At 50.5% G+C, this 22,867-nt stretch carries 17 protein-coding genes; 11 read left to right on the top strand and 6 right to left on the bottom strand.

What is annotated here, in order from left to right; all coding sequences use genetic code 11:
• Position 1: 1 nt before the first annotated feature.
• From rsxD to cysD, 6 genes are all read right to left on the bottom strand, one after another.
• On the bottom strand, positions 2 to 1,045 hold the full coding sequence (rsxD, locus tag ACXAF9_RS00180; protein ID WP_475069207.1) for an electron transport complex subunit RsxD: 1,044 nt from the start codon (positions 1,043 to 1,045) through the stop codon (positions 2 to 4).
• 14 nt (positions 1,046 to 1,059) lie between these two features.
• Entirely contained in the window at positions 1,060 to 3,633 is a 2,574-nt protein-coding gene (gene rsxC, locus ACXAF9_RS00175; protein ID WP_475069206.1) for an electron transport complex subunit RsxC, read from the bottom strand.
• Positions 3,633 to 4,229 (bottom strand): electron transport complex subunit RsxB, encoded by a 597-nt coding sequence (gene rsxB, locus ACXAF9_RS00170; RefSeq protein WP_475069205.1) that lies wholly within the window; start codon positions 4,227 to 4,229, stop codon positions 3,633 to 3,635. The genes rsxC and rsxB overlap by 1 nt, the downstream gene beginning before the upstream one ends.
• A 12-nt stretch (positions 4,230 to 4,241) precedes the next feature.
• The gene (gene rsxA / locus ACXAF9_RS00165; RefSeq protein ID WP_475069204.1) at positions 4,242 to 4,823 is read right to left on the bottom strand and encodes an electron transport complex subunit RsxA; all 582 of its coding nucleotides are present in this window, start codon (positions 4,821 to 4,823) and stop codon (positions 4,242 to 4,244) included.
• Between the two features lie 194 nt (positions 4,824 to 5,017).
• Positions 5,018 to 6,655: a sulfate adenylyltransferase subunit CysN gene (cysN, locus tag ACXAF9_RS00160; RefSeq protein ID WP_475069203.1), complete on the bottom strand. Its 1,638-nt coding sequence runs from the start codon at positions 6,653 to 6,655 to the stop codon at positions 5,018 to 5,020.
• A gap of 64 nt (positions 6,656 to 6,719) precedes the next feature.
• Positions 6,720 to 7,637: a sulfate adenylyltransferase subunit CysD gene (cysD, locus tag ACXAF9_RS00155; protein ID WP_475069202.1), complete on the bottom strand. Its 918-nt coding sequence runs from the start codon at positions 7,635 to 7,637 to the stop codon at positions 6,720 to 6,722.
• 262 nt (positions 7,638 to 7,899) lie between these two features.
• Between cysD and ACXAF9_RS00150 the strand changes: the two genes are divergently transcribed.
• From ACXAF9_RS00150 to tagF, 11 genes are all read left to right on the top strand, one after another.
• Positions 7,900 to 8,742: a sulfite exporter TauE/SafE family protein gene (locus ACXAF9_RS00150; protein ID WP_475069201.1), complete on the top strand. Its 843-nt coding sequence runs from the start codon at positions 7,900 to 7,902 to the stop codon at positions 8,740 to 8,742.
• 67 nt (positions 8,743 to 8,809) lie between these two features.
• Positions 8,810 to 10,471 (top strand): nitrite/sulfite reductase, encoded by a 1,662-nt coding sequence (locus ACXAF9_RS00145; RefSeq protein WP_475069200.1) that lies wholly within the window; start codon positions 8,810 to 8,812, stop codon positions 10,469 to 10,471.
• On the top strand, positions 10,455 to 10,952 hold the full coding sequence (locus ACXAF9_RS00140; protein ID WP_475069199.1) for a DUF934 domain-containing protein: 498 nt from the start codon (positions 10,455 to 10,457) through the stop codon (positions 10,950 to 10,952). The genes ACXAF9_RS00145 and ACXAF9_RS00140 overlap by 17 nt, the downstream gene beginning before the upstream one ends.
• Before the next feature lie 47 nt (positions 10,953 to 10,999).
• Positions 11,000 to 11,623 (top strand): phosphoadenosine phosphosulfate reductase domain-containing protein, encoded by a 624-nt coding sequence (locus tag ACXAF9_RS00135; protein ID WP_475069198.1) that lies wholly within the window; start codon positions 11,000 to 11,002, stop codon positions 11,621 to 11,623.
• Between the two features lie 91 nt (positions 11,624 to 11,714).
• A complete protein-coding gene (cysG, locus tag ACXAF9_RS00130; protein WP_475069197.1) occupies positions 11,715 to 13,151 on the top strand; it encodes a siroheme synthase CysG in 1,437 nt (478 codons plus the stop codon).
• Between the two features lie 188 nt (positions 13,152 to 13,339).
• Entirely contained in the window at positions 13,340 to 15,436 is a 2,097-nt protein-coding gene (gene tagH, locus ACXAF9_RS00125; protein WP_475069196.1) for a type VI secretion system-associated FHA domain protein TagH, read from the top strand.
• The gene (gene tssJ / locus ACXAF9_RS00120; RefSeq protein WP_475069195.1) at positions 15,433 to 15,942 is read left to right on the top strand and encodes a type VI secretion system lipoprotein TssJ; all 510 of its coding nucleotides are present in this window, start codon (positions 15,433 to 15,435) and stop codon (positions 15,940 to 15,942) included. The genes tagH and tssJ overlap by 4 nt, the downstream gene beginning before the upstream one ends.
• A gap of 5 nt (positions 15,943 to 15,947) precedes the next feature.
• Positions 15,948 to 17,270: a type VI secretion system baseplate subunit TssK gene (tssK, locus tag ACXAF9_RS00115; RefSeq protein WP_475069193.1), complete on the top strand. Its 1,323-nt coding sequence runs from the start codon at positions 15,948 to 15,950 to the stop codon at positions 17,268 to 17,270.
• Between the two features lie 32 nt (positions 17,271 to 17,302).
• The gene (gene icmH, locus ACXAF9_RS00110; RefSeq protein ID WP_475069191.1) at positions 17,303 to 18,625 is read left to right on the top strand and encodes a type IVB secretion system protein IcmH/DotU; all 1,323 of its coding nucleotides are present in this window, start codon (positions 17,303 to 17,305) and stop codon (positions 18,623 to 18,625) included.
• A complete protein-coding gene (gene tssM / locus ACXAF9_RS00105) occupies positions 18,625 to 22,209 on the top strand; it encodes a type VI secretion system membrane subunit TssM (protein WP_475069189.1) in 3,585 nt (1,194 codons plus the stop codon). Before icmH ends, tssM begins: the two co-directional genes overlap by 1 nt.
• Complete coding sequence (gene tagF, locus ACXAF9_RS00100) at positions 22,209 to 22,865, top strand: type VI secretion system-associated protein TagF (RefSeq protein WP_475069188.1); 657 nt, start codon at positions 22,209 to 22,211, stop codon at positions 22,863 to 22,865. Before tssM ends, tagF begins: the two co-directional genes overlap by 1 nt.
• Positions 22,866 to 22,867: the final 2 nt, after the last annotated feature.

Raw genomic sequence — 22,867 nt, 5'->3', positions numbered from 1 at the left:
TTTACTCCTTAATACCGCGCTTGGCCTTTTTGTGGCCATAGGTACGAGGCTGGGTGTACTGGTCGATAAACGGCGCGGCAAGGTTCATGATCAAGACGCTAAAAGCAACGGCATCTGGGTAGTTACCCCAAGTACGGATCACAAACACCAAAGCGCCAATGCCCACACCGTACCAGATTTTACCTATGTTACTGGTGGCCGCGGATACCGGGTCGGTGGCAATAAAAAACGCACCCAGCATGGTGGCGCCCACGGTAAGGTGGAAGATAGGGTCGGCGTATGTGTCTGGCGAGATCACATAAAACACCAGCGAGCATACAAACAAGGACGCCAGCATGGAGAGCGGGGTGTGCCAAGTGAAGATCTTCTTGTACAACAGGAAGATACCACCCATCACATAGGCCGCACTGACGGCGTGCCAAGCACCGATGTTGGCCAAAACTGCGGAGCTACGCCAGACCTCTTGAGTCGTTTCGCCGCCACGGTGGCGCATCACATCCAAAGGGGTTGCTGAGGTAAAGGCATCGGCGGTGTTATCCCAACCACCAAAGATAAGGCTTAGTGTGTCGGTAAAGCTTAAGACATTCCAACCCTCGCCGTGCAAAACAAATGGGGCGCTCCAGCGGGTCATTTCAACCGGGAAGGAGATCAGCACCAAAGCATACGCAATCATGGCTGGGTTAAAGGGGTTTTGTCCCATGCCGCCATACATCTGTTTGGCAATCACAATCGCCACAAAGACCGCAACGGTAGTCAGCCACCAAGGAGCAAATGGCGGCAGGGAAAGCGCCAGCAAGATAGCTGTCACAACCGCTGAATAGTCGGTTAGGTAAAAACGAACAGGGCGTTTGCGAAGTTTGATACACGCGGCTTCAAACGCCAGTGCTAAACCTGTGGCCAGAACCAAGTTAATCAGGGTGCCAAAGCCAAAAAAGAACGTCATCGCACACACGCCCGGCAAGGTTGCCAGCACCACCAAACGCATCACGTCGGATGTGCTGGCAGGTTTGTGAAGATGGGGTGAACTGACTCGAATCAACGCCATGAGATTAAACGGTCCTATTCATATTGGCTTAACGTTTGGCTAAGTTGCTCAGCATTTGCCTGAGCGGCTGCAAGATCACTCTGCAGCTCAGAGATGTCCGCATCGGGGCTCTCTTCTTGTTGTTTTTTAATGGCGCGCTCAAGCTTGGTTACAGCGGCGCGGGCCATGGCGGCATCGATCTTCAATTGTTTAAGATCCACACCGTTGGCTTTTGCGGCTTCTACCTTTGCTGACTCGGCTTTGTCAAAAGCGGCTTTGGCGTCATCGTGCGCGGTGCGTAAACGCTCCACTTCGTCTTGGGCGGCTTTCGCATCGTCCGAAGAAGGTTCTGCCTCTTCCAAAGCTTTCTCGGCCTTTTTGAGCTTGGTCCGCATAATCGAGACTGACTGCTTCAGTGCCTTAAGGTCCACGGGCGCTTCTGCGCTCTGATCAGCGCTATTGCTGCTTTCAGAGCCCGATTCAGCGGCGGCTTTGTCATACTCGGCTTTGGCGGCTTCGTATTTGCCTTTAAGCTTCTCGACACCGGCTTTCATTTTTTCCGCAGCAGGGCTTGCGTTGGCAATGGCTGTTTCAAGCGCTTTCTTCGATTTTTCGTAGGTTTTTAGCGCTTTTTCCATATCCTCTTTTAAGCCATCCTGCTTAGGATTCCCGCCGGCTGCACTGCTAGAACCACCGGATTCGGCGGCTTCAAAAGCACTTTGTGCCGCTTCTGCTTTAGCGGTCAGCTCAGTGACGGTTGTGCGCATCTCGTCAACGCCATCGAGGCCTTTCTCTTCGGCCATCTTCAGCGCTTGTTGTGCCTTTTTAAGCTTGGTGCGGGCAACGGCGGCTTGTGTCTTAAGCTGCTTAAGATCCGGCTGTGCGTTAGCTGGTTTTGCACTCGCGCTGCCTTTTTCGGCCGCTTCCAATGCTTGGTTGGCTTTATCTGCAGCCGCTTGTGCTTCAGTAATGGCTGTTTCCAAAGCGGCAAGATCGGTTTGGCCTTCTTCCTGAGCTTTTGCCAGTGCCGTTTGCGCTTTCTTCAGCTTGGTGCGAGCAATGGCCGCATCGGTTTTCAGCTTTTTCACATCAGCAGCCGGTGCATCCGTTTTGCTGGCGGCTTTGTCGCTGCTAGGCGCAGCGGCTTTTTTGGCTTTAGCGGCTTGGTTTTTGGCCGCTTGCTCTGCGCGCTCGCGACGACGTGCTTCTTTCTCGTCTTTTTCGCGTTGCTGACGGGCTTGTCGTGCTTCAAAACGCATACGCGCTTGTTCAGCTTTGCGCTGCTCGGCTTCTTCCTCGCGAATCTCGGATTTTGCAAAGCGATAGTACTGCACCAACGGAATGTTACTTGGGCAGACGTACGAGCAAGCGCCACACTCGATGCAATCAAAGAGATTGTGGTGTTTGGCCTTATCAAATTCACGACTTTTCGCAAACCAATGAAGTTGCTGTGGTAACAGTTCGGCCGGGCAGACCTGTTCGCACATGCCGCAACGGATGCAAGCCAATGCAGGCGGCGCCGGAGGCATCTCATCGTGAGTGGCTGCGATGATGCAGTTGGAGGTCTTAACCACCGGAATCGATGCATCATCAATGGTGTAGCCCATCATGGGGCCACCAACAACCAAACGGTTCATCGATGGTTGAACATCTGCGGCCTTTAACAGCGTCTCAAATGGGGTGCCAATGAGCGCTTCAAAGTTCTGGGGCTTCGCCACACCTTCGCCGGTTACCGTAACAATACGGGAGATCAACGGCTTGCCTTCATGTACGGCTTGGTGGATGGCCGCGGCAGTACCGACGTTTTGGCACACAATGCCGACGTCCGCTGGGAGTTTGCCGCTCGGTACTTCCACATCGGTCAGCAGTTTAATCAGTTGCTTCTCGCCACCTGATGGGTACTTGGTTGGCACAACGGCCACATCCATCGCGACCTTGGATTGCTTGGTGGCGGCTTCAAGCTCACGTATGGCATGGGATTTGTTATCCTCTATGCCAATGATGATGTGGCTTGGGCGGATCAGGTGGTTGATGATCTCGATACCGCCTACGATCTGCTCGGCGCGCTCGCGCATCAACATATCATCGGCTGTAATGTAAGGCTCACACTCAGCCGCATTGATGATCAAGGTGTTTACAATATGATCATCGCCAAGGTGCAGCTTTACATCGGTCGGGAAGCCTGCGCCGCCCATGCCTGATATGCCGTGGTGACGGATAAAGTCGATCAGCTCGTTTTTCTTAAGGGCGGTGTAGTCCTCCAACCCTTTATGCTCAATCCAAGTGTCCTGACCATCGCTTTTGATCACAACACAAGGGGCTTCTAATCCCGAGGCGTGCGGAACCGGCTTTGGGCCGATTTCGATCACGGTGCCGCTAGTAGGCGCATGTACCGATGCACTGATGCGACCTTGCGCTAAAGCAATCACTTGGCCTTTAAGAACCTGTTGACCAGGTTGTACGGTTGCCTTTGCCGGAGCACCAATGTGCTGCTGCAACGGCACGGTTAACACCGCCGGGATCGGCGCCGTACGGATGGGCGTGCGTGTTGATTGCTTTTTGTTCTCTGGTGGGTGTATACCGCCGTGGAACGCGAAAATCTTACCCATTATGCCGCGCCTCTTTGTTCAGAACCGCGACCGGTGTCAGTGGCGATCAAGCTAATGCCAGGCACGGGTTGTTCCCATTTCCAAGAGTTCAAAGTGGTCGGAATAGGCAGCATATCAATACAATCTACAGGGCAAGGTTCCACACACAGGTCGCAACCTGTGCACTCGGTCGTAATCACCGTGTGCATCTGCTTCGCTGCACCTAAAATGGCATCAACAGGGCAGGCTTGAAGGCATTTTGTGCAACCGATGCACTCATCCTCGCGGATGTAAGCTACCTTTTTAACTTGCTCTTCACCGTGCTCGGCATCCAGCGGGATCGCTTCGACATCAAGAAGATCCGCCAAGGCTTCAATGGTGCTTTGTCCACCAGGAGGGCACTTGTTAATCGCATCGCCGCCAGCGATGGCTTCGGCGTACGGGCGGCAGCCTGGGTAACCACATTGGCCGCATTGTGTTTGTGGCAGTAGCTCGTCGATCTGTTCGACAATTGGGTTGCCTTCGACACGAAAGCGCACGGCGGCAAAGCCAAGAATCAAACCGAAAACAATGGCCAGACCAAGCAATACCAATATGGCAATGACAACAGTACTCATCAGCTCAATCCTTTAAAACGATACCAGACCGGAGAAGCCCATAAAGGCGAGCGACATCAGGCCTGCGGTTACCATGCCGACCGCAGCGCCACGAAAAGGGGCGGGCACATCGGCCACAGCAACACGTTCACGAATGGCGGAAAATAGGATCAACGCCAGCGAGAAGCCAACCGCCGCACCGAATCCGTAGAAAATGGATTCGATGAAGCCGTTTTGCTTTTTGATGTTCAACAAGGCAACCCCAAGAACCGCGCAGTTTGTGGTGATCAAAGGTAGGAATATGCCTAAAACCTTGTACAAAAGCGGGCTGGTCTTCTTAACGACCATTTCCGTAAACTGAACCACAACGGCGATCACCAAAATAAAGGTGATGGTGCGCAAGTAACCAAGGTCAAACGGTTGCAATAAATAGGTGTAGGCCAGGTAGCTGCAAACAGACGATAGTGTCAATACAAAGGTGGTGGCCAAAGACATGCCCATCGCCGTTTCTAGCTTATTGGACACGCCCATGAAGGGGCACAGTCCTAGAAACTGAACCAGAACAAAGTTGTTCACCAGAACGGTGCTGACTATTATCAGTAAAAAATCCGTCATTTCGTTTGCTTCACGGTTTTTTGGCGAATTTATCTTCGCCTTGCTCGCTTATTCTTGCCACATGGCTGTTTTTTATAATGCTAAACCCAATGGGCTAGCGGCCCTAATTAACAAAGCCAATGCTGCTAAAAAGAGCCTTGGCTTTGTAAGTAGGGAGGCTGGTATTGGCGCGGGCCGAAACCCGCGGCGCAAAATTATACCAGATCTTGCTCTTGTAAATCGCGAATCGCTTTTTGTACGCCTTCAACAGAGACATTGCCGCCTGTTGTGAGTTCGACGTCAGAGGCGATGTTCGCTGTCGTGATAACGACCAAGCCTGCAGCTTTCAGGGCGTCCGCCGCATCGGCATTTTCAGCGTTGAGCGCAACAACCGCACGGCCTTGATCAAACAGGGCTTTCTCCAAAGAGTACGCCAGTGTCTCGGCTTCTTCGCCAGTTACTTTGATGATGGCCGCTTTTTGGCCAAAGCGTGCAGCACGCTCATCGCTGGATACTTGGCTTTGATCAAACAGAGAAACACTTTGTTGTTCCGCTGTTTCGATGATCATACCGGCACCCATGGTGGCGTTGGTAAGACGATCAACAACGATGAAGGAGCCTGTGCCGCGGAACGCTTTGTAGTTATCCGCGATGATTGGGCGCTGCAGTGTGAATTCGCAACGTGCGATTTCATTCAAGCTGAGTTTCGCAGCCGGTGATGTTTCCAGCGTGTTCACATCAATTTGGTGGCGAATCGCAGTAACCGCACCCGGTACGCGCGAGGTCAGGAATTTGATCTCGTAATCTTTACCTTGGATCAGGTTGTTCTCGGACATCCACACCAAAGACGCATCGAAACGCTTGGTGGTTGATGGGACTTTGTCGCTGTGAACCAAGATATCGCCACGTGAGATATCGATCTCATCTTCCAGAGTCAGAGTGATCGACATCGGTGGAAACGCTTCGTCGATTTCACCATCGAATGTGACGATGGATTTTACTTTAGATGACTTACCAGACGGCAGAACGGTCACTTGATCGCCTTTGCGAACCACACCGGAGGTCAGCGTACCGCAGTAACCGCGGAAGTCGAGGTTAGGGCGGTTAACGTACTGAACAGGGAAGCGCAGCTCATCAAAGTTGTACGTGTTGGTGACAGGGACTGTCTCCAGAATTTGCATCAGTGGCTGGCCTTTGTACCAATCCATTGATGGGGACAGGCTTACTACGTTGTCGCCTTTTAGGGCTGACAGCGGTACGAACTGCACGTTTGGCAGATCCAACGATTTAGCAAACTCAAGGTAGTCGGCTTTGATCTGTTCAAAGCGCTCTTCGCTAAAGTCCACCAAGTCCATTTTGTTAACGGCGATGATGGTGTGCTTAAGACCCAGTTGCGACACGATGAAGCTGTGACGCTTAGTTTGTACCTGTACGCCATGACGCGCATCGATCAGGATGATGGCAAGGTCGCACGTAGAGGCACCGGTGGCCATATTACGCGTGTACTGCTCATGCCCTGGGGTGTCAGCGATGATGAATTTACGCTTGTCGGTTGAGAAGTAGCGGTAAGCCACATCAATGGTGATGCCTTGTTCACGCTCAGCTTGCAGGCCGTCCACCAGCAGGGCGAGGTCTAACTCTTCGCCTGCGTTACCGACACGCGCATTGTCGCTTTGCAGGGCGGCTAGCTGATCTTCATAGATCATTTTAGAGTCGTGCAGCAAACGGCCGATCAAGGTGGACTTGCCGTCGTCAACGCTACCGCAGGTCAAAAAGCGCAGCAGTTCTTTGTTTTCGTGTTGCTTTAGATATTCAAGGATATCGCTAGAAATCAGATCAGATTGGTGACTCATAATAAGTAATCTCTTTAATACTCAGTGAAAATGGGCACGGTGTTTTGTGCAGTTCAAATAAGGGTTAGAAGTACCCTTCCATTTTCTTCTTCTCCATAGAACCCGCTGAGTCGTGATCGATCGCGCGGCCTTGACGCTCTGATGTTGTGGTCAGCAGCATCTCTTGAATGATCTCTGGCAGAGTGGCCGCTTCTGACTCAACAGCGCCGGTCAGTGGGTAGCAACCCAAGGTACGGAAGCGCACTTGTTTCATCATTGGCGTCTCGCCTTCTTTCAGAGGCATACGCTCGTCATCCACCATGATCAACATGCCATCGCGCTCTACAACTGGGCGCTCTGCAGCGTAGTACAGAGGTACGATTGGGATGCTCTCTAGGTAGATGTATTGCCAGATGTCCAGCTCAGTCCAGTTAGACAATGGGAATACACGAATGCTTTCACCTTGATCCACACGCGTATTAAAGATGTTCCACAGTTCTGGACGTTGGTTTTTAGGGTCCCAACGGTGGTTTTGGTCACGGAACGAGAATACGCGCTCTTTCGCGCGGGATTTCTCTTCGTCACGACGCGCACCACCAAAAGCGGCGTCAAACTTGTACTTATCCAGCGCCTGCTTCAGTGCCTGAGTCTTCATGATGTCGGTGTGCTTAGAAGACCCGTGTGTGAATGGGCCTACACCCATTTCAGCACCTTCTTGGTTGATGTGCACAATCAGGTCCATGCCCGCTTCGTCGGCCATTTTGTCACGGAAGCTGATCATCTCTTTGAACTTCCAGGTGGTGTCGACGTGCATCAATGGGAACGGTGGTTTACCAGGGAAGAAGGCTTTGCGCGCTAGGTGCAGCATAACGGCAGAATCTTTACCAACGGAGTACAGCATGACAGGGTTTTCAAACTCTGCTGCTACTTCGCGGATGATCTGAATGCTTTCAGCTTCTAGCTGCTTTAAATGGGTTAACCGGCGTTCGGAAAGTGCGCTCATCAGTTCTGCCTATGAAATTAATCGAAAATGTTGTGCGGTCTTTGGCGACCGTCTGTAACGTCCAAATCGGTGGCAGACGCTTAGGGCATCTGCAGAATGCAGCGCATTATGTCAAAGTGCTATGTGCAATAAAAGGAATAAATGGAAATCTGTTTATATCTCTAGGTTATAAAAAGTGGAGAGTCTATAGCGCTTTATTGCTTAGTTCTAACGGTTCTAACAAAATGAAAAACTATTATTTCTAGTTATATTGCATGCTGGTATGATGCACGCTGAATTTATCCCCTTCGGGATGATCGAGTGTGAGTGTCTAGAAATCATGGAAATAGCGTACAGCTTAGCAGGCCTCTTTGTAGGTTTTGTGGTCGGTCTTACCGGTATCGGTGGCGGTGCGCTAATGACGCCTATCTTGATTGTGGGCTTTGGTATTAACCCGATCGTCGCGGTCAGTACCGATCTGATCTATGCGGCCGTTACGAAAAGCGGTGGTGTTTTAGCCTACGCTCGCAAAAAGTTGGTCGCTTGGAGGGTTGTAATTTTAATGCTGCTCGGTAGTATCCCGGGCAGTTTATTGACCTTGGCCTATCTTAATAATCTGGCGGATATTTCTCAGATTGAGCATCTGATGAACTTAACGCTGGGTTTCTCGCTGATTCTCACCTCGGTGGCGGTGTTTTTACGTAACCGCATCCGTGACAAGGTATTAGCGATGGAGGGGCGTCCTTGGGTCGCAACCGCCCGTAAAGTGCGTCCATTTGTGACGTGGGCGATGGGCTTGGTGCTGGGGGCTCTGGTGACCTTATCCTCGGTAGGGGCTGGGGCACTGGGTACGGCTTTATTGATTACCTTGTATCCGCGCATGAGCATGAAGTCTGTGGTGGGTACGGATCTCTTTCACGCGGTTGTGTTAACCGGTATTGCAGGTGCGGGTCATTACAGTATGGGCAGTGTTGATTTAACGCTTCTGGCCTATCTGTTGATCGGTTCATTGCCGGGCGTGTTTATTGGCAGTCACTTGGGCGCGCGTTTGTCACCAAAAGTGATGCAGCCAATCATGGGGTCACTCCTTTTCGCAATCGGCCTGCGCTTTGTGTTGGCAGGCTGATTCAATTATTAAAATTAACGCTAATTATCAAGAATCAATGGCAGTTTGACTGCTGAATGGGTGGATAATGTACCAATATAACGAAGTCGATCAGAAGCTGGTTGAGGAACGAGTCGAGCAGTTCCGCGATCAGACACGACGTTTCTTAGCGGGCGAGCTGTCAGATGATGATTTTCTGGCTTTGCGTCTGATGAACGGTCTGTACGTTCAGCGTCACGCGCCTATGTTGCGTGTGGCCGTGCCGTACGGTTTGATGTCATCAACTCAGATGCGCAAGTTGGCGCACATTGCGCGCAAGTACGACCGTGGTTACGGTCACTTCACAACGCGTACCAACATTCAGTACAACTGGCCGAAACTGGAAGAAGTACCGGACATTCTGGCAGAGCTTGCTGAAGTTCAGATGCACGCGATTCAAACATCGGGTAACTGTATCCGTAATACCACAACGGACGAATACGCCGGCATCAATGCTCAAGAGCTTGAAGACCCGCGTCCTTACTGTGAAATCATTCGTCAGTGGTCGACCTTGCACCCTGAATTTGCCTACCTGCCGCGTAAGTTCAAAATTGCCGTCACCGGCGGTCCTGAAGACCGTGCGGCTTCGCAGGTACACGACATCGGTCTGCACATCGTTAAGAACGATGCAGGCGAGATCGGTTTTGAAGTGCTGGTCGGTGGTGGTCTGGGCCGTACGCCGTTTATCGGTAAAGTTGTGCGCTCGTTCCTGCCGAAAGAGCACCTTCTGTCCTACCTTGATGCCATTTTGCGTGTCTACAACCTGAACGGTCGTCGTGACAACAAATACAAAGCGCGTATCAAGATTTTGGTTGATGCCATGGGTGTTGAGGCTTTCTCCGCTCTGGTTGAAAAAGAGTGGGAAGAAAACGGCAAAGATGGCGTTTTAACGCTGACCAACGAAGAGTTTGCCCGTGCTCAATCCTTCTTTACCTCACCGGATTACGACGCACAAGCGGCTAACGATACCAGTCTGGATGAGAAGCTTGCATCCGATGCGGCCTTTAAAGCGTGGTTTGAACACAACACGGTTGCGCACAAAGTAGCGGGTTATCGTGCGGTTGTGGTGTCACTGAAGCCGCTTTTGAAAGCGCCTGGTGATATTACCGATGCGCAAATGGACTTGGTGGCTGATCTTGCGGATCAGTACAGCTTTGGTGAGATTCGCTCAACACACCACCAAAACCTAGTGTTGGGTGATGTTAAGCAAGCGGATTTGTACGCCTTGTGGCAAGTGCTGGCCAATAACGAATTGGCGCGTGCCAACGTAGGTACGTTGACTGACATGATCTGCTGTCCAGGTTTCGACTTCTGTGCTCTGGCCAATGCGAAAACGATCAACATTGCTGAGCAGATCAACACGGCTTTTGATGATCTGGATCATCTGTACGATTTGGGCAATATCCGCCTGAATATGTCTGGTTGTATCAACGCTTGTGGTCACCACCACGTAGCGGACATCGGTATCTTGGGTGTCGATAAGAAAGGCGAAGATTGGTACCAAATCACACTCGGCGGATCTTCAAAAGAAGATGCGCGTCTGGGTAAAGTCTTGGGTAAAGCGGTTGCGGCGGACGATGTCTCTAACACGTTGAAAACGATCTTGTCTGTGTATGTCGAAAATCGCCAAGAAGAAGAAACCTTTGCTGACACTGTTCAGCGTTTGGGTATCGCACCGTTTAAGGAGAGAGTTTATGCCCCTGCTCATTAATCGATCTGTGGTTGCAGAGGATTGCTTTACAACCCTAAACCGTGAAGCGCTTGAAAATGGCGATGCGACTGTTCCTGCAAGCGGTGATGTGATTCTGCCACTGACGTACGTGCTGGAAAATCAAGCTGATCTTGAGGGTCGTGAAGGTGATCTTGGTGTGCTGGTTAATGGTGACGATGATGTAGACGCCTTGCTTGCACTGTTGCCAAGCCTTGCGGTTGTTGCGGTGGAGTTTCCTGTTTTCCGTGACGGTCGTGGTTTCAGTATTGCTCGCAAAGTAGCGCGTGCTGGCTTTGAAGGCGAGATTCGTGCCGTCGGTGATGTGGGTCGAGACCGCTTAGGTTACATGCAAAGCTGTGGCTTTAATGCTTTTGAGCTGAACGACGAAAATTTCAGTGATGATTCTTTAAAGGCGTTTGAAGAGATCACCGTCAATTATCAAGGAACCGCTGCGGACCCGCGTCCGATCTTCCGTCGCTGAGCGGCGGGCGTTCCCAATTTGCAGAGTGCTCTGCAAAGGAGAGTCAAATGAACATCGATATCGCTGCTGCTAATGCAGAGTTACAGGGTAAATCAGCGCAAGAGATCGTTGCTTGGGCGATTGAGCATGCGGAAAACCCACTGGTTACGACGAATTTCCGTCCATACGAAGCGGTCATCTTGCACATGGCCGCGCAAGTTAAGCCGGACATTAAAGTGCTGTGGGTGGATTCGGGCTATAACACCTCGGCGACGTACCGCTTTGCTGAAAAAGTGATTCAGGGTTTAAATCTGAACGTAGAGGTGTACATCCCTCGTGAAACGGCTGCGCGTCGTAATGTTCTGATGAAAGGGATTCCTGATGTGGATGATCCTTTGCACGAAGAGTTTACGCGTCAAGTGAAGCTGGAGCCGTTTCAGCGTGCGCTGTCTGAGCTTAAGCCGGATCTTTGGTTGAATGCGATCCGTAAGGATCAAACCGAGTTTCGTCAGTCACTGGATATCGTGTCCAGCAGCAAAGACGGCATCATCAAAGTGGCGCCATTGTTTGATTGGAGCGAGGCGGATCTTGAGGCGTACCTTAAAGAATTCGACCTGCCTAACGAGCACGATTACTTTGATCCGACAAAAGCGCTGGAAACGCGCGAGTGCGGCCTGCATACACAACTCTAATCTGTAGTTGAGTGTTCAAATAAGCCTTCGATGAGTGTGGGTTAAACGATCTGTGGTATCGTAGGCTTATGACACTCATTGAGGGCTTCATGTGGATTACCTTCCTCTTTTCTTTGATCTTAAGTCACAGCAGGCGTTGCTTGTCGGTGGTGGTGAAGTAGCGGTTCGCAAGGCGCGATTACTGAAGCGTGCAGGCGTGAACCTAACCGTAGTATCCCACGAAGTGGTAGACGAACTGCGTCAGATGCTGACAAGCCCTAAAGATCAGATCATCATTGGTGACTATTATCCATCACACTTGGAAGAAAAGTGCCTAGTCATTGCTGCTACTGACGATAATGTGCTTCACGAGCGCATTCATTATGATGCAACGACGCGTCAGGTGCCGATTAATGTGGTTGATACGCCGCATTTGTGTACCTTTATTTTCCCGGCCATTGTTGATCGCTCTCCCATTGTGATCGGTATCTCCTCCGGTGGCGAATCCCCGGTGCTGGCGCGCTTGCTGCGGGCTCGCTTAGAAACGCTCATTCCGACCGGCTACAGCCGTCTTGGTGCTTTGGTGGGGCGCTTTCGTGATCAAGTCAAAGCCCGTTTTACCGGTTTAAATGATCGCCGCCGCTTTTGGGAGCGGATCATTGAGGGCCAAGTGGCCGAAAAGGTCTTTTTAGGGCGTTACGATGAGGCCGAAAAGCAGCTGGAGCAGGAGATTGCGGCGGGGAATACGGGTTATCGTTCGGGCGAGGTCTACCTTGTTGGCGCAGGGCCCGGTGATCCAGAGCTTTTAACCTTTAAAGCGCTTCGATTGATGCAGCAGGCTGATGTGGTTTTCTACGATAACCTTGTGTCGGATCAGGTCTTAGATTTGTGTCGTCGCGATGCGGATCTGATTTACGTCGGTAAACGCCGCGATAACCATGCTGTCCCTCAAGAGGGAATCAACCAGCTGTTGGTTGAGCACGCCAAAAAAGGTAAGCGTGTTGTCCGTCTGAAAGGCGGAGATCCGTTTATTTTTGGTCGCGGTGGAGAGGAGCTTGAAGAGCTAAAAGCGCACGGGATTCCGTTCCAGGTCGTACCGGGCATTACGGCGGCCAGTGCGTGCTCGACTTATGCGGGTATTCCGTTAACGCATCGCAATTACGCTCAATCGGTCAAATTTGTCACTGGGCAATTAAAAAACCGAAAAGAAGCGCTGCGTTTCGCAGAATTGGTTCATCCAAATCAGACCGTGGTCTTCTATATGGGGCTTCACACTATGCCTGTTCTAGTCGAAGGTTTGATGGAGCATGGGAAGCCGCCTGAAACGCCGATAGCGATTGTGTCTAAAGGAACGGCTGCTGATCAGAAGGTGCTGACGGGGACACTGGAAACCATCGTCGAGAAGCAAGTTATTGCACAATTGGAAGCACCAGCATTGATCATTGTGGGTGAGGTGGTATCGTTACACGAAACTCTTACATGGTTTGGTGATCAGATTAACGAAGAAACCACGCCTCATGCGCTTGGAATGATCCAAAATCAGAAATGAGTGTTACCAAGTGCTTACATTTAGGTGTGTAAGCGCTTGGTTTAAAAGCCGTTTTAAAAGGCTGTTTAAATGATAATGTTTGCATTTGCAGACGAATGTAAATGATTTGCTTTAAATCGCCTCACAGGTGATTTACTATAGCATCCCTGAATTCTTGGATAGAATCGTTACAACAGGACGTAGTACAAATGGACTTGAAGCTTACCGTGATGAACGGTCAGCACCTATTGCAGGGTGTTGATGCCGTTAGCGTTGATTCGGATATCTTTTCTCTAGGGCGTGGCGGCGATAATTCGTGCGTACTACCAGACCCTAAACTGCACATTTCAAGTAAACACTGCGTAATCCATCGCAAGAACAACGAATACCATCTGACCGACATCAGCACAAATGGTGTGTATGTGAACGGCGCAGATGAGCCTATTGGTCGTGGTCGTACGGCGATTCTTAAAAACTCCGATCGACTTTCGATGGGTGAATATGTTTTCCGAGTGGATCTAAAATCGGCGGTGGCGATGGCTGCCTCCGATCAAGATATCGATGCACTCTTGACCCCGGACTCTGAAAAAGACGATCAGCCAGAGTTTGCCGATATTATCCAAACCATTGCGCCTGACCAAGAATCTGAGCGTCCTCTGGATTCGGTTCTGGGTGCCAAAGAGATGGGTGCAAATGAAGCACCTGTCAGTTTTGATGATCTTATGGGTAAAACGCCTGCTGCTGAAGAAAAGGCTTCCCCTGCAGACATCAGTGAGCTTCTAAAACCGGCGTCGCCAGAAAAGGATCATTTCACACCACCGGCGGCACCACAGCCTATTGAAGAACCAGAAGCAGACCTTAATGATCAAGCGTTTGTGAAGCCTACTGCAGCGGCTTCAACCAATGCCATTCCGGATAACTGGATGGACATGGAAGCCGCTTCTGTAGCGACGCCTAGCGCGTCTTCAAAAGCGCCTGAGTCGACCGAAGCGTCAAGCGCCGTCTCTGATGCTTTGGCACAAGAGATGTCCCGCCTAAGCGAGCTTGAGAAAGCGCAAGAACCAGACGTTGATGAGTCAGAAGCGCTGTTGCAGCCAAGCCCGGATGAAATTTACGTACCTGAAGCTGATGTTCATCAAGCGCAAGAGGCCATCGCACAAAACGCAGTTGTAGCTGAGTCCGAAGCCGCCCATGAAGCGACAGTAGAGCGTAAGCCGACCATTGTTGATATTGCACACGCCCTACTGGATCAGAAAACAGAAGCCAGTGAAGCGCCTTCGCCAAAATCTCAGCCTGGCATGGCGGATCTTCTAAATCCAGACTTCGTCGATGATGCGAAAGCCTCATCCAGTGCTGTTGATGAAGCGCCCACAGAGCCTCAGGCTGATGAGCCATCAACTCCCTCAATGGATGAGATGCTCAGTACAGCACCAGAGATGGCACAAGAGGTTGAATCTTCTGAAAACGCTGATTTAGCGTTGGGTCAACCCATTGAATCCCGAGAAGAGATCAAGCCACAAAGAATGGATGTTACTGGCGCGCTTCTGGGTGATCTTCCTGAACCGGTTTCGGAAAAGGTAATTCCTGCGGTGGCAGCGGCCGTTGTGTCGGCACCCAAAGCGGAAGTTAAGTCAGTACCTCAGGCTCAGCTTCAGCCTGAAGTGTCTCCAGAGCCTGTGCACTCGAGTGCTCCCGTAAGCTCGTCTACTCAGACGCCTGCATCATCGGATCTGTTTGACTTGATGCTTCAAGAAGCGGGAGTGCCAGCTAATCTGTTGGATGGTCGTGACAAAGCGGCCGTGGCCAAAGAGTTTGGTCAAATGATTCAGCATTTCTCGCAAGGGATTGTTGAGACACTGGCGACGCGTAGCTTGGTAAAAAGTGAGTTTCGTCTTCAGCAGACGATGATTCGCCCAACCGATAACAACCCATTGAAATTCTCACCATCGGGTACCGAAGCGCTCAAAATTATGATGTTTGCTGACTCGTCTGCTTACATGTCGGCGTCTCGTTCGGTTGAAGAGGGCTTTAAAGACATTCAAGCCCACCAGTTAGCGATGATGTCAGGTATCCAGGCAGCGTTTGCTCATTTGTTAAAGCGTTTTGAGCCGGAGCATCTTGAAGGGAAGTTTGATCGCAGACCGCGTCACCAGAAGGGGATTTTAGGTCGCAGCAAAACCGACTATTGGTTGGAGTATCGAGACTTCTACGAAGATATCTGCACGATGATGGAAGATGAGTTCCAAGACTTATTCTCAGCAGAGTTTGGTAAAGCCTACGAGGATCAATTAAGGAATCTAAAATGAGAGCGCGTTTTTACAAAGCACTGTTAGCCGGATTGATGTTGGTACTGGCGGGGTGCTCCTCGGTAAATCCATTCAGCGAAGATGAAGATCAACCCATCAAGTTAGAGATGGTGATTGAAGCGGCACACGATATTAACCCGGACACCAGCGGTGTGGCTTCGCCACTGGAAATTCGCATCTATCAGCTCAAATCACTCACGGAGTTCGAGCAAAGCGATTTCTTTACGCTCTATAACGAAGAGCCTCTGGGCTCGAGTTTGCTTGATACACGCATTTTCATCATGAGCCCTAGTCAGATTGAAGAGCTGAAAACCGATTTGAACCCCGAGACTCAATACATTGCCGTGATTGCCGCTTATCGCGACATCGACAACGCTGAGTGGAAAGCGAGCGTTCAAGTCCGTGACTCGCGTGGCTTCTTGAAAAAAATGATCTCCTCTCAACGGGTTATGTCGCTGCAGACCGTGGCGTTAACCAGTCGAGTGTTGCTGGCGGATGGTGAATAAACAGTATGAGCTGGCATAACAAAGTCGCATGGCTGGAGGGGATGTTTATTCGTCCTCAGCATTTCCAGCAGCAAGATCGTTACATTGAAGGGGCTCTGCATCAGCAGCAGGAGCAACTTAACACCTATGGTTGGGGTATATCTGAGCTAGAGATCGACGAATCGGCGCTTAGATTGGGTAATTTTGTCATCCGCCGTTGTCGCGCTATTTTGCCAGATGGCACAGCAATCGATATGCCGGGTGAAGACCCGATCCCAGAACCGGTTACCTTAAGTGTTGAAGACGAAGGTGGTTTGGTTTACTTGGGATTGCCTTTGTGGCGTGCCGGTGCTAAAGAATTGGACCGAGCTGGGCATGCTGACCCTAATGCGCGTTACCGTATCGACACCATCGAGGTACCTGACGTGGTCGCAGGCTCCAGTGCGCTTGCTAACCTTGAGGTGGCCGGTAAAAAAGTATCGGTATTAACCGAGCGTCAGCACCACCATCAGTTTTCGGCCATTCCGATTGCGCGTGTGTCGGTGATTAAAAACCGAACCATCGAGCTTGATAATCGCTTTGTACCGCCTTCTCTGAATCTGATTCGCACCGATGGCTTAAATCGCATCGTACGGGAAATTCATGGCTTAACACGCATTCGTGCTCAAGCGTTGGCGGATCGATTAAAATCCGCTTCAAGCGGCGGGTCGGTTGAGATGGCTGATTTCTTAATGCTTCAGTTGTTAAATCGCTACGAGCCGGTCTTGGATCATTACTTGGTCACAGAATCGATCCACCCAGAAACCGCCTACCTTACCTTGATGCAGTTTGCGGGTGAGCTGGCAACCTTTACGCATCCTGATAAACGGATCAACGAGCGCTCTGTGTATAAACACGATGATCTTCAAGCTACTTTTGAATCGCTTGAGATCATGCTTCAGCAGCCGCTGAGCACCATGTTGGATCAAAGCGCTGTTCGCATTGACTTGGATGAGAAAAACTTTGGCATTCGAGTGGGCTTCATTCCAGAAGTGGAAGCCGGCGCTTTGTTTGTCTTGTCGGTTCGGGCCGATATGCCGCGTGAGGATCTACGCCGCTTATTGCCTGTGCAGGCGAAAATTGGTCCGATTGATCAGATCAATAACTTGGTTAACCGTCAGTTGCCAGGCGTGAAGCTGGAACCGCTTCCGGTGGCACCTCGTCAAGTACCGTATTACAACGGTGCCGTATATTTTGAATTGGACACACAAGGACAGTGGTGGCAGGTCATCAGTCAATCTAAAGGATTGGCTCTGCATATTGGCAGTCAGTTCCCAGGGATACAGCTGGAATTGTGGGCCATTAAATAAACACCTGTCTGCAGTAATGGAAGTTCGCAAAAATGGATTTTAAAGGCGACCGCACGGTCATTATACCGACTCCAGGTGGTAAACCCTCTGGAGCAGACATTGCTCCGGCATCGGATGTTAAAGAGCCGTCCAATTGGGGGGCGCTCTTTGATGATGCTGACAAATTTATCAGTTCCGGATTTAACCGGTTGGAGAACGCCGCTTTCAAGCTGCTGTCCTTGATTCCGACCATCAAAAAATCCCATTCAAACCCAAGCGCTGGATTGCTTCGTCAACAAATTGTCGAAGAGATCGAAACCTATGAAATCACGGCACGAAGTTCAGGGATTGATTCTCGTACCGTGATGATCGGGCGCTACATCCTATGTACCGTGCTGGATGAAGTGGTCTTAAATACCCCTTGGGGTGGACAAAGTGATTGGCGGACACGCAGTTTGCTGAGCCACTTTCACAAGGAAACTTGGGGCGGCGAAAACTTCTTCGTCATGCTTGAAAACCTTGAAAAAGACCCGTCGGCTAACATCGATCTGCTCGAGTTAATGTACGTCTGTTTAACCTTGGGGTTCGAAGGTCGATACGCGGTGGAGCCGGATCGCATTGGTAAACTGACCGAGGTTCGCTCTCGGCTGTACCGTTTGATTCGCTCTCAACGTGGTGAATCAGCACGTCAGCTATCGCCGCATTGGCACGGGGTAACGGTTGCAAACCGTAAGCTTCGTCGATTTATGCCTTTGTGGGTGTTTGCCTCTGTGTTAGCTGGCCTTATGGCGTTGCTGTTCTTTGGTTTGATGTACAGCTTAAACCAAGCCTCTAACCCGCCGTATCAAGCATTGGCTGTCTTAGGTCAGGATGCGACCACGACGTTTGACCGTCCAAAAGTGGTTGATTTGTCGGCTCTGGAAAAGCTCAAAACCTTCCTAAAGCCTGAGATTGATGAAAACTTACTTGCTGTGGATGAGCGTAATGGTCACGTTCGTATCATTATCCAAGGGGATCGCCTGTTCGACTCCGGCCAAGCCCGCATCAACACTCGCTACGACTCGCTCTTGAAGCGCGTTGCCTTGGCGCTTTTTGAAGTGGATGGCAAGGTACTTGTAGAAGGGCACTCGGACAGTCAGCCCATCAATACTCTGAAATTCCCATCCAACTGGCACCTATCGGTTGCTCGGGCAGATCAGGTAAAAGCGATGCTGGAGCAGCACACGCAAGAGTTCGGCCGTTTCAGCTCAGAGGGTAAGGCTGATACTCAGCCCGTCGCAGACAATGCAACCGCACAGGGACGTTCTAAAAACAGACGTGTGGAAATTGTACTGCTGTCGAATGTTGTTTGGCGCACCAATGGAGGGAGTAACTGATGCGTCTTTTGTCGTCCATAGCAGGAAAGCTTAAAACGATTCTTGGGTTTGTTGCGCTGGGTACCATTGCGCTGCTGATTTGGTTTGTATTGCCCGCCATTCAGATGGGCGGAAGTGATCCGTTCGGTTCTGCGATGACACGTGGCACCATGATTTTTGCCATGTTCGGTATGGCTTTGGTGTACAAGTTCCAAAGCTACATGCTGTCACGGAAAAAGAACGAGCAGATGGCCACCGAAATGGCCACGCAAGAGCCAGCCACCAAAAAAGAAGACCTTGGTAAGGAAGAGGTCGGCGAGCTCAAGCACAAGTTTGAAGAAGCTCTAAAGCTTCTGAAAAAGGTCAAAACCAAAGAGGGTGGAAAGGGCAGTTATCTGTACGTTCTGCCATGGTATGTGATCATCGGTCCATCCGGATCGGGTAAAACCACGGCGCTTCTGAATTCAGACCTTCACTTCCCTTTGATGGATTCGGTAGGGGCGTCCGTTAAAGGTGTCGGCGGTACGCGTAACTGTGATTGGTGGTTTACCGATGAAGCCGTATTACTGGATACCGCGGGTCGCTATACCACGCAAAATAATCAAAGCGAACTGGATGAGGTCGAGTGGAAAGGCTTCTTGAGTTTGCTGAAAAAATTCCGTAGCCGTAAGCCGGTTAACGGTCTGATCATTACTTTCCCAGTAGACAGCTTATTGAAGATGTCTGAGTCGGATTTGATCACCCACGCGAAGTTTATTAAGCAGCGTATTCAAGAGTTTCAGGACACCTTCCAGATCCGTTTTCCGGTCTACGTTACGCTGACCAAATTTGACCTTTTGCCGGGCTTTACCGAGTACTTTGACGATTTTGGTCGTGAAGAGCGCGCGCAAGTCTGGGGTATGACCTTCCCCTATAAAGATGATAATCAAGAGCAAGATGTGGTTCCGCACTTCTTGATGGAGTTTAAAACCCTTCAAGAGCGCATCCAATCGCGCGAAGTGGATCGCTTGCAGATGGAGACTGACATTAACCGTCGGGATCGCATCTATATGTTCCCGCGTACGCTCAGTTTATTGCAGGACCCGGTTTCGACTTTCTTGCAAGAGATCTTTAAGCCGACGCGCTTTGAAACGCAACCGCTTCTGCGCGGCGTCTATTTTACCAGTGGTACACAAGATGGCACGACACTGGATCGCGTTGTAAACGCACTGGGCGCGCGTTTTGGTCTTCGTTCCGAGTCTCAATCGCAGCGCTCGGGTAAAGGTAAGGGTTACTTCTTACATAACCTTTTTACCAAGGTGATGTTTAAAGAATCCGGTCTTGCTGGGACAAACATCAAGCAGGAGCGCCGTCTCTATATACTGCATCTTTTGGCTTATGGCGCGGTCGGGCTGTTTGCCTTGGGACTGTCCGGTTATTGGGGGTACAGCTACTTCCAGAATCAAGATTTGATCCAAGAAGTGGCGGGTGAGACGAAAAACGCCGAAGAGGTTGTCGCCGACATCAGTCGTTACGAGAAAAATCTATTTGCACCAATGAAAGCTTTGAATACTGTGCGTGCCTTGCCAACCGGCTATGAGGATCAAGCAACGGACGAGCAGCACCATTGGTTGCAGATGGGCATGTACCAAGGCCGTAAATTAGGCCAAGAAGCCAGCGATGCGTATGGGCGTCTTCTTTATAAAACCTTTTTGCCACGACTGTTGGTGCAAGTTGAATCCGCTCTTTATGAGCAACGTGCGGATGCCGAGTATCTGTACGATACCTTGCGCATTTATCTGATGCTGAGTGACCCTGCGCGTCTTGATAAAGCCGCCGTTACGCATTGGGTTGAGTCTGATTGGCAGCGCACTTTGCCGCGCGATATTCGTAAGGATGAGTATCAGAACTTAAAAGATCACCTCTCGGCTTTGTTGGACTACATGCCCAAAGAGACGCCTCTTCGGGCGAATGAAGAGTTGGTGCAAAGTGTCCGTACTCTGTTAAGTACCTTGCCACCTGCGAAGCGTTTCTACTTCCGCTTAAAGCAGGAAGGTATGCAAAACGATGATCTGAAACCGTATCGTTTGGTCGATGGTGTTGGCTCGGAAGCTGCTTACTTGTTCCAGTTTACCAATGGACAACCAATCACCAGCGAGCTCAGTGGCTTCTTTACCAAAGCGGGCTACCAAGAGTACTTCATCGAAAAACGTGACGATATGATCGAGCGTTTCCTAAGTGATGAGTGGGTCATGGGGCAGGAATACGGCCTTGAATCGGTTGGCGTCAGCGCAGAGCAGCTACAAGATCAGATTGAAGCCTTGTATCTGGATGACTATCTGGTGACCTGGCAGCGCTATCTTGAATCATTGGACTTTGCGCAGATGAACAATCCGCGTGAAACCCTGTCGATTCTGCGTGAACTGTCGCGTAAGGATTCTCCCATCATCGCGTTGATTAAAAGCATCAGTGAGCATACCTCCGCCCGTGCATTCTCATTGCTGGCCGGCGTTGCTGATCAAACTGGTTTAAATGTACCTGCTGAAGTCACCCAAGCTACAGGGGTGAACCCGAATCAAGCCATTCCTGATCAGGTTGCCAATAATAATGCGATTCCTGATCTGAACCGTCCAAACCCGGTGGTTGAGTACTTTGCGGACCTGAATGCTCAGGTGGAGGGCGATGATGAGCACGATCCGCCCATCGAAGAAACCTTGCGTATGTTGGACCAGCTGTATGTCTACATGAACGCCATGAATAACTCGATGAACCGCGGTCAGACTGCCATGGATGAGTTAAAGGGCAATGGTGCGGCGTCGGTAATTCAAGATATGGACGTGCTTGCTCAGCGTCAGCCTAAACCAATCTCAACTTTGTTGGATAAGGTATCCAACAAAGCGAAGTTGCAAACGGCTTCTGATGCGAAAAACTACATGGAGCGTCAGTGGAATAACGAAGTTGCCCGCCATTGTAAAAATATGATCGAAGGCCGTTATCCGTTTAACCGCAATAGCGCTCGTGAGGCGACCTTTGATGATGTGTCGGCGTACTTTGGTCCGGGCGGTATCTTAGAAAACTACTTCAACGATGTGGTTGTCGATTACATTGATACCTCGCGCCGTCCTTGGAAATGGAACGAAGCCAATAACGTGAGCTTAGGTTTCTCTGATGGGGTTCTGCGTCAGCTTGAGAACGGTCGCGTCATTCGCGATACCTTCTATCGCACAGGTTCCAGTGATCCAGCGATCAGTTTCGAGCTTAAGCCGATGCGCATGGATAAATCGATTTTGCGTATGAGCTTATTCGTTAACGGACAGCAATTAACGTATGCACATGGCCCGCAAAGCGGTAAGCGCTTCCGCTGGCCGGACTTGGGTCGTAACTCCGATCGAGGTTTGGCTCGTTTGGTGATCGTTACCACCGCAGGTCAAGAGTCGATCACAGAGCAAGGCGACTGGGCGTTGTTCCGCTTGTTCGACAAAGCCAAAGTAAAACGTCTGGATCGTGAGCGTTACGAGCTGACCTTCACGTTGAAAAACGAATTTAGCTTAACAATGGAGCTGCGTGCAGGTAGCGTTTACAACCCATTCCAGATGGCAGAGCTTCGCCAAGTGAGGTGTGAATAATGGCGGGCCTTGAAATCGGGATTTACGGCAAGCTGCCCTCACATGCGGATTTTGTCTCCGTGGGTGTAGGGGCCGACATCAGCTCCCTGCTGTACGATTGGATGCAGTCGACGATCTATCACACCAAAGGTGGGATGGGGGATCAAAATTGGCTGAAGGCGTATCTGGTTTCGCCTGTATGGCGCTTTGTTTTGCCGCCAACCGAACAGCGTGAACAAGCTTACCTTGGGATTATGATGCCAAGTGTCGATGCGGTAGGTCGTTATTTCCCTCTGTTTCTAACCTACAAAATTGATGCGCACCAAACCCGATTAGGCTGGGTCTTTGAAGATGCGCACTCACTGTTTGAGCTGATGGAAAACGCCGGTATTAAAGCGCTTCAAGAGCGTTGGAGTCTGCCTCAATTGCAAGTCCACATCGCAGAAGTATCCGAAACTTTTGAGCTTCACAGTGGGCAAGTGTTACCGAATCCAACCCGTTGGGTGAAACACGATTTGGAGCAGTGGCTTCCTAAGTTGATTGATCAGATTGAGGGGACTCTGTGGTGGAGTTTTATGGATCTGAATGATCTAAAACAACCATTTTGTAGCTTTACAGCAATGCCAGGCAGTGAGGATTACCGCCTCTTACTGACAGGAAATCGATCGGAGTATTAAGT

The organism is Neptunomonas sp. ABH4_499 (genome assembly GCF_056160565.1).
Note: the sequence above shows the minus strand (reverse complement) of the source record. Positions and strands in the feature narration are given on the sequence as shown.

Coding starts and splice junctions, on each gene's coding strand:
- ACXAF9_RS00145 (WP_475069200.1), top strand. CDS start 8,810: ATGTACCAATATAACGAAGTCGATCAGAAGCTGGTTGAGGAACGAGTC.
- tagH (WP_475069196.1), top strand. CDS start 13,340: ATGGACTTGAAGCTTACCGTGATGAACGGTCAGCACCTATTGCAGGGT.
- cysD (WP_475069202.1), bottom strand. CDS start 7,637: ATGAGCGCACTTTCCGAACGCCGGTTAACCCATTTAAAGCAGCTAGAA.
- rsxD (WP_475069207.1), bottom strand. CDS start 1,045: ATGGCGTTGATTCGAGTCAGTTCACCCCATCTTCACAAACCTGCCAGC.
- ACXAF9_RS00140 (WP_475069199.1), top strand. CDS start 10,455: ATGCCCCTGCTCATTAATCGATCTGTGGTTGCAGAGGATTGCTTTACA.
- rsxC (WP_475069206.1), bottom strand. CDS start 3,633: ATGGGTAAGATTTTCGCGTTCCACGGCGGTATACACCCACCAGAGAAC.
- tssJ (WP_475069195.1), top strand. CDS start 15,433: ATGAGAGCGCGTTTTTACAAAGCACTGTTAGCCGGATTGATGTTGGTA.
- tssK (WP_475069193.1), top strand. CDS start 15,948: ATGAGCTGGCATAACAAAGTCGCATGGCTGGAGGGGATGTTTATTCGT.
- icmH (WP_475069191.1), top strand. CDS start 17,303: ATGGATTTTAAAGGCGACCGCACGGTCATTATACCGACTCCAGGTGGT.
- rsxA (WP_475069204.1), bottom strand. CDS start 4,823: ATGACGGATTTTTTACTGATAATAGTCAGCACCGTTCTGGTGAACAAC.
- cysN (WP_475069203.1), bottom strand. CDS start 6,655: ATGAGTCACCAATCTGATCTGATTTCTAGCGATATCCTTGAATATCTA.
- ACXAF9_RS00135 (WP_475069198.1), top strand. CDS start 11,000: ATGAACATCGATATCGCTGCTGCTAATGCAGAGTTACAGGGTAAATCA.
- ACXAF9_RS00150 (WP_475069201.1), top strand. CDS start 7,900: ATGATGCACGCTGAATTTATCCCCTTCGGGATGATCGAGTGTGAGTGT.
- rsxB (WP_475069205.1), bottom strand. CDS start 4,229: ATGAGTACTGTTGTCATTGCCATATTGGTATTGCTTGGTCTGGCCATT.
- tagF (WP_475069188.1), top strand. CDS start 22,209: ATGGCGGGCCTTGAAATCGGGATTTACGGCAAGCTGCCCTCACATGCG.
- tssM (WP_475069189.1), top strand. CDS start 18,625: ATGCGTCTTTTGTCGTCCATAGCAGGAAAGCTTAAAACGATTCTTGGG.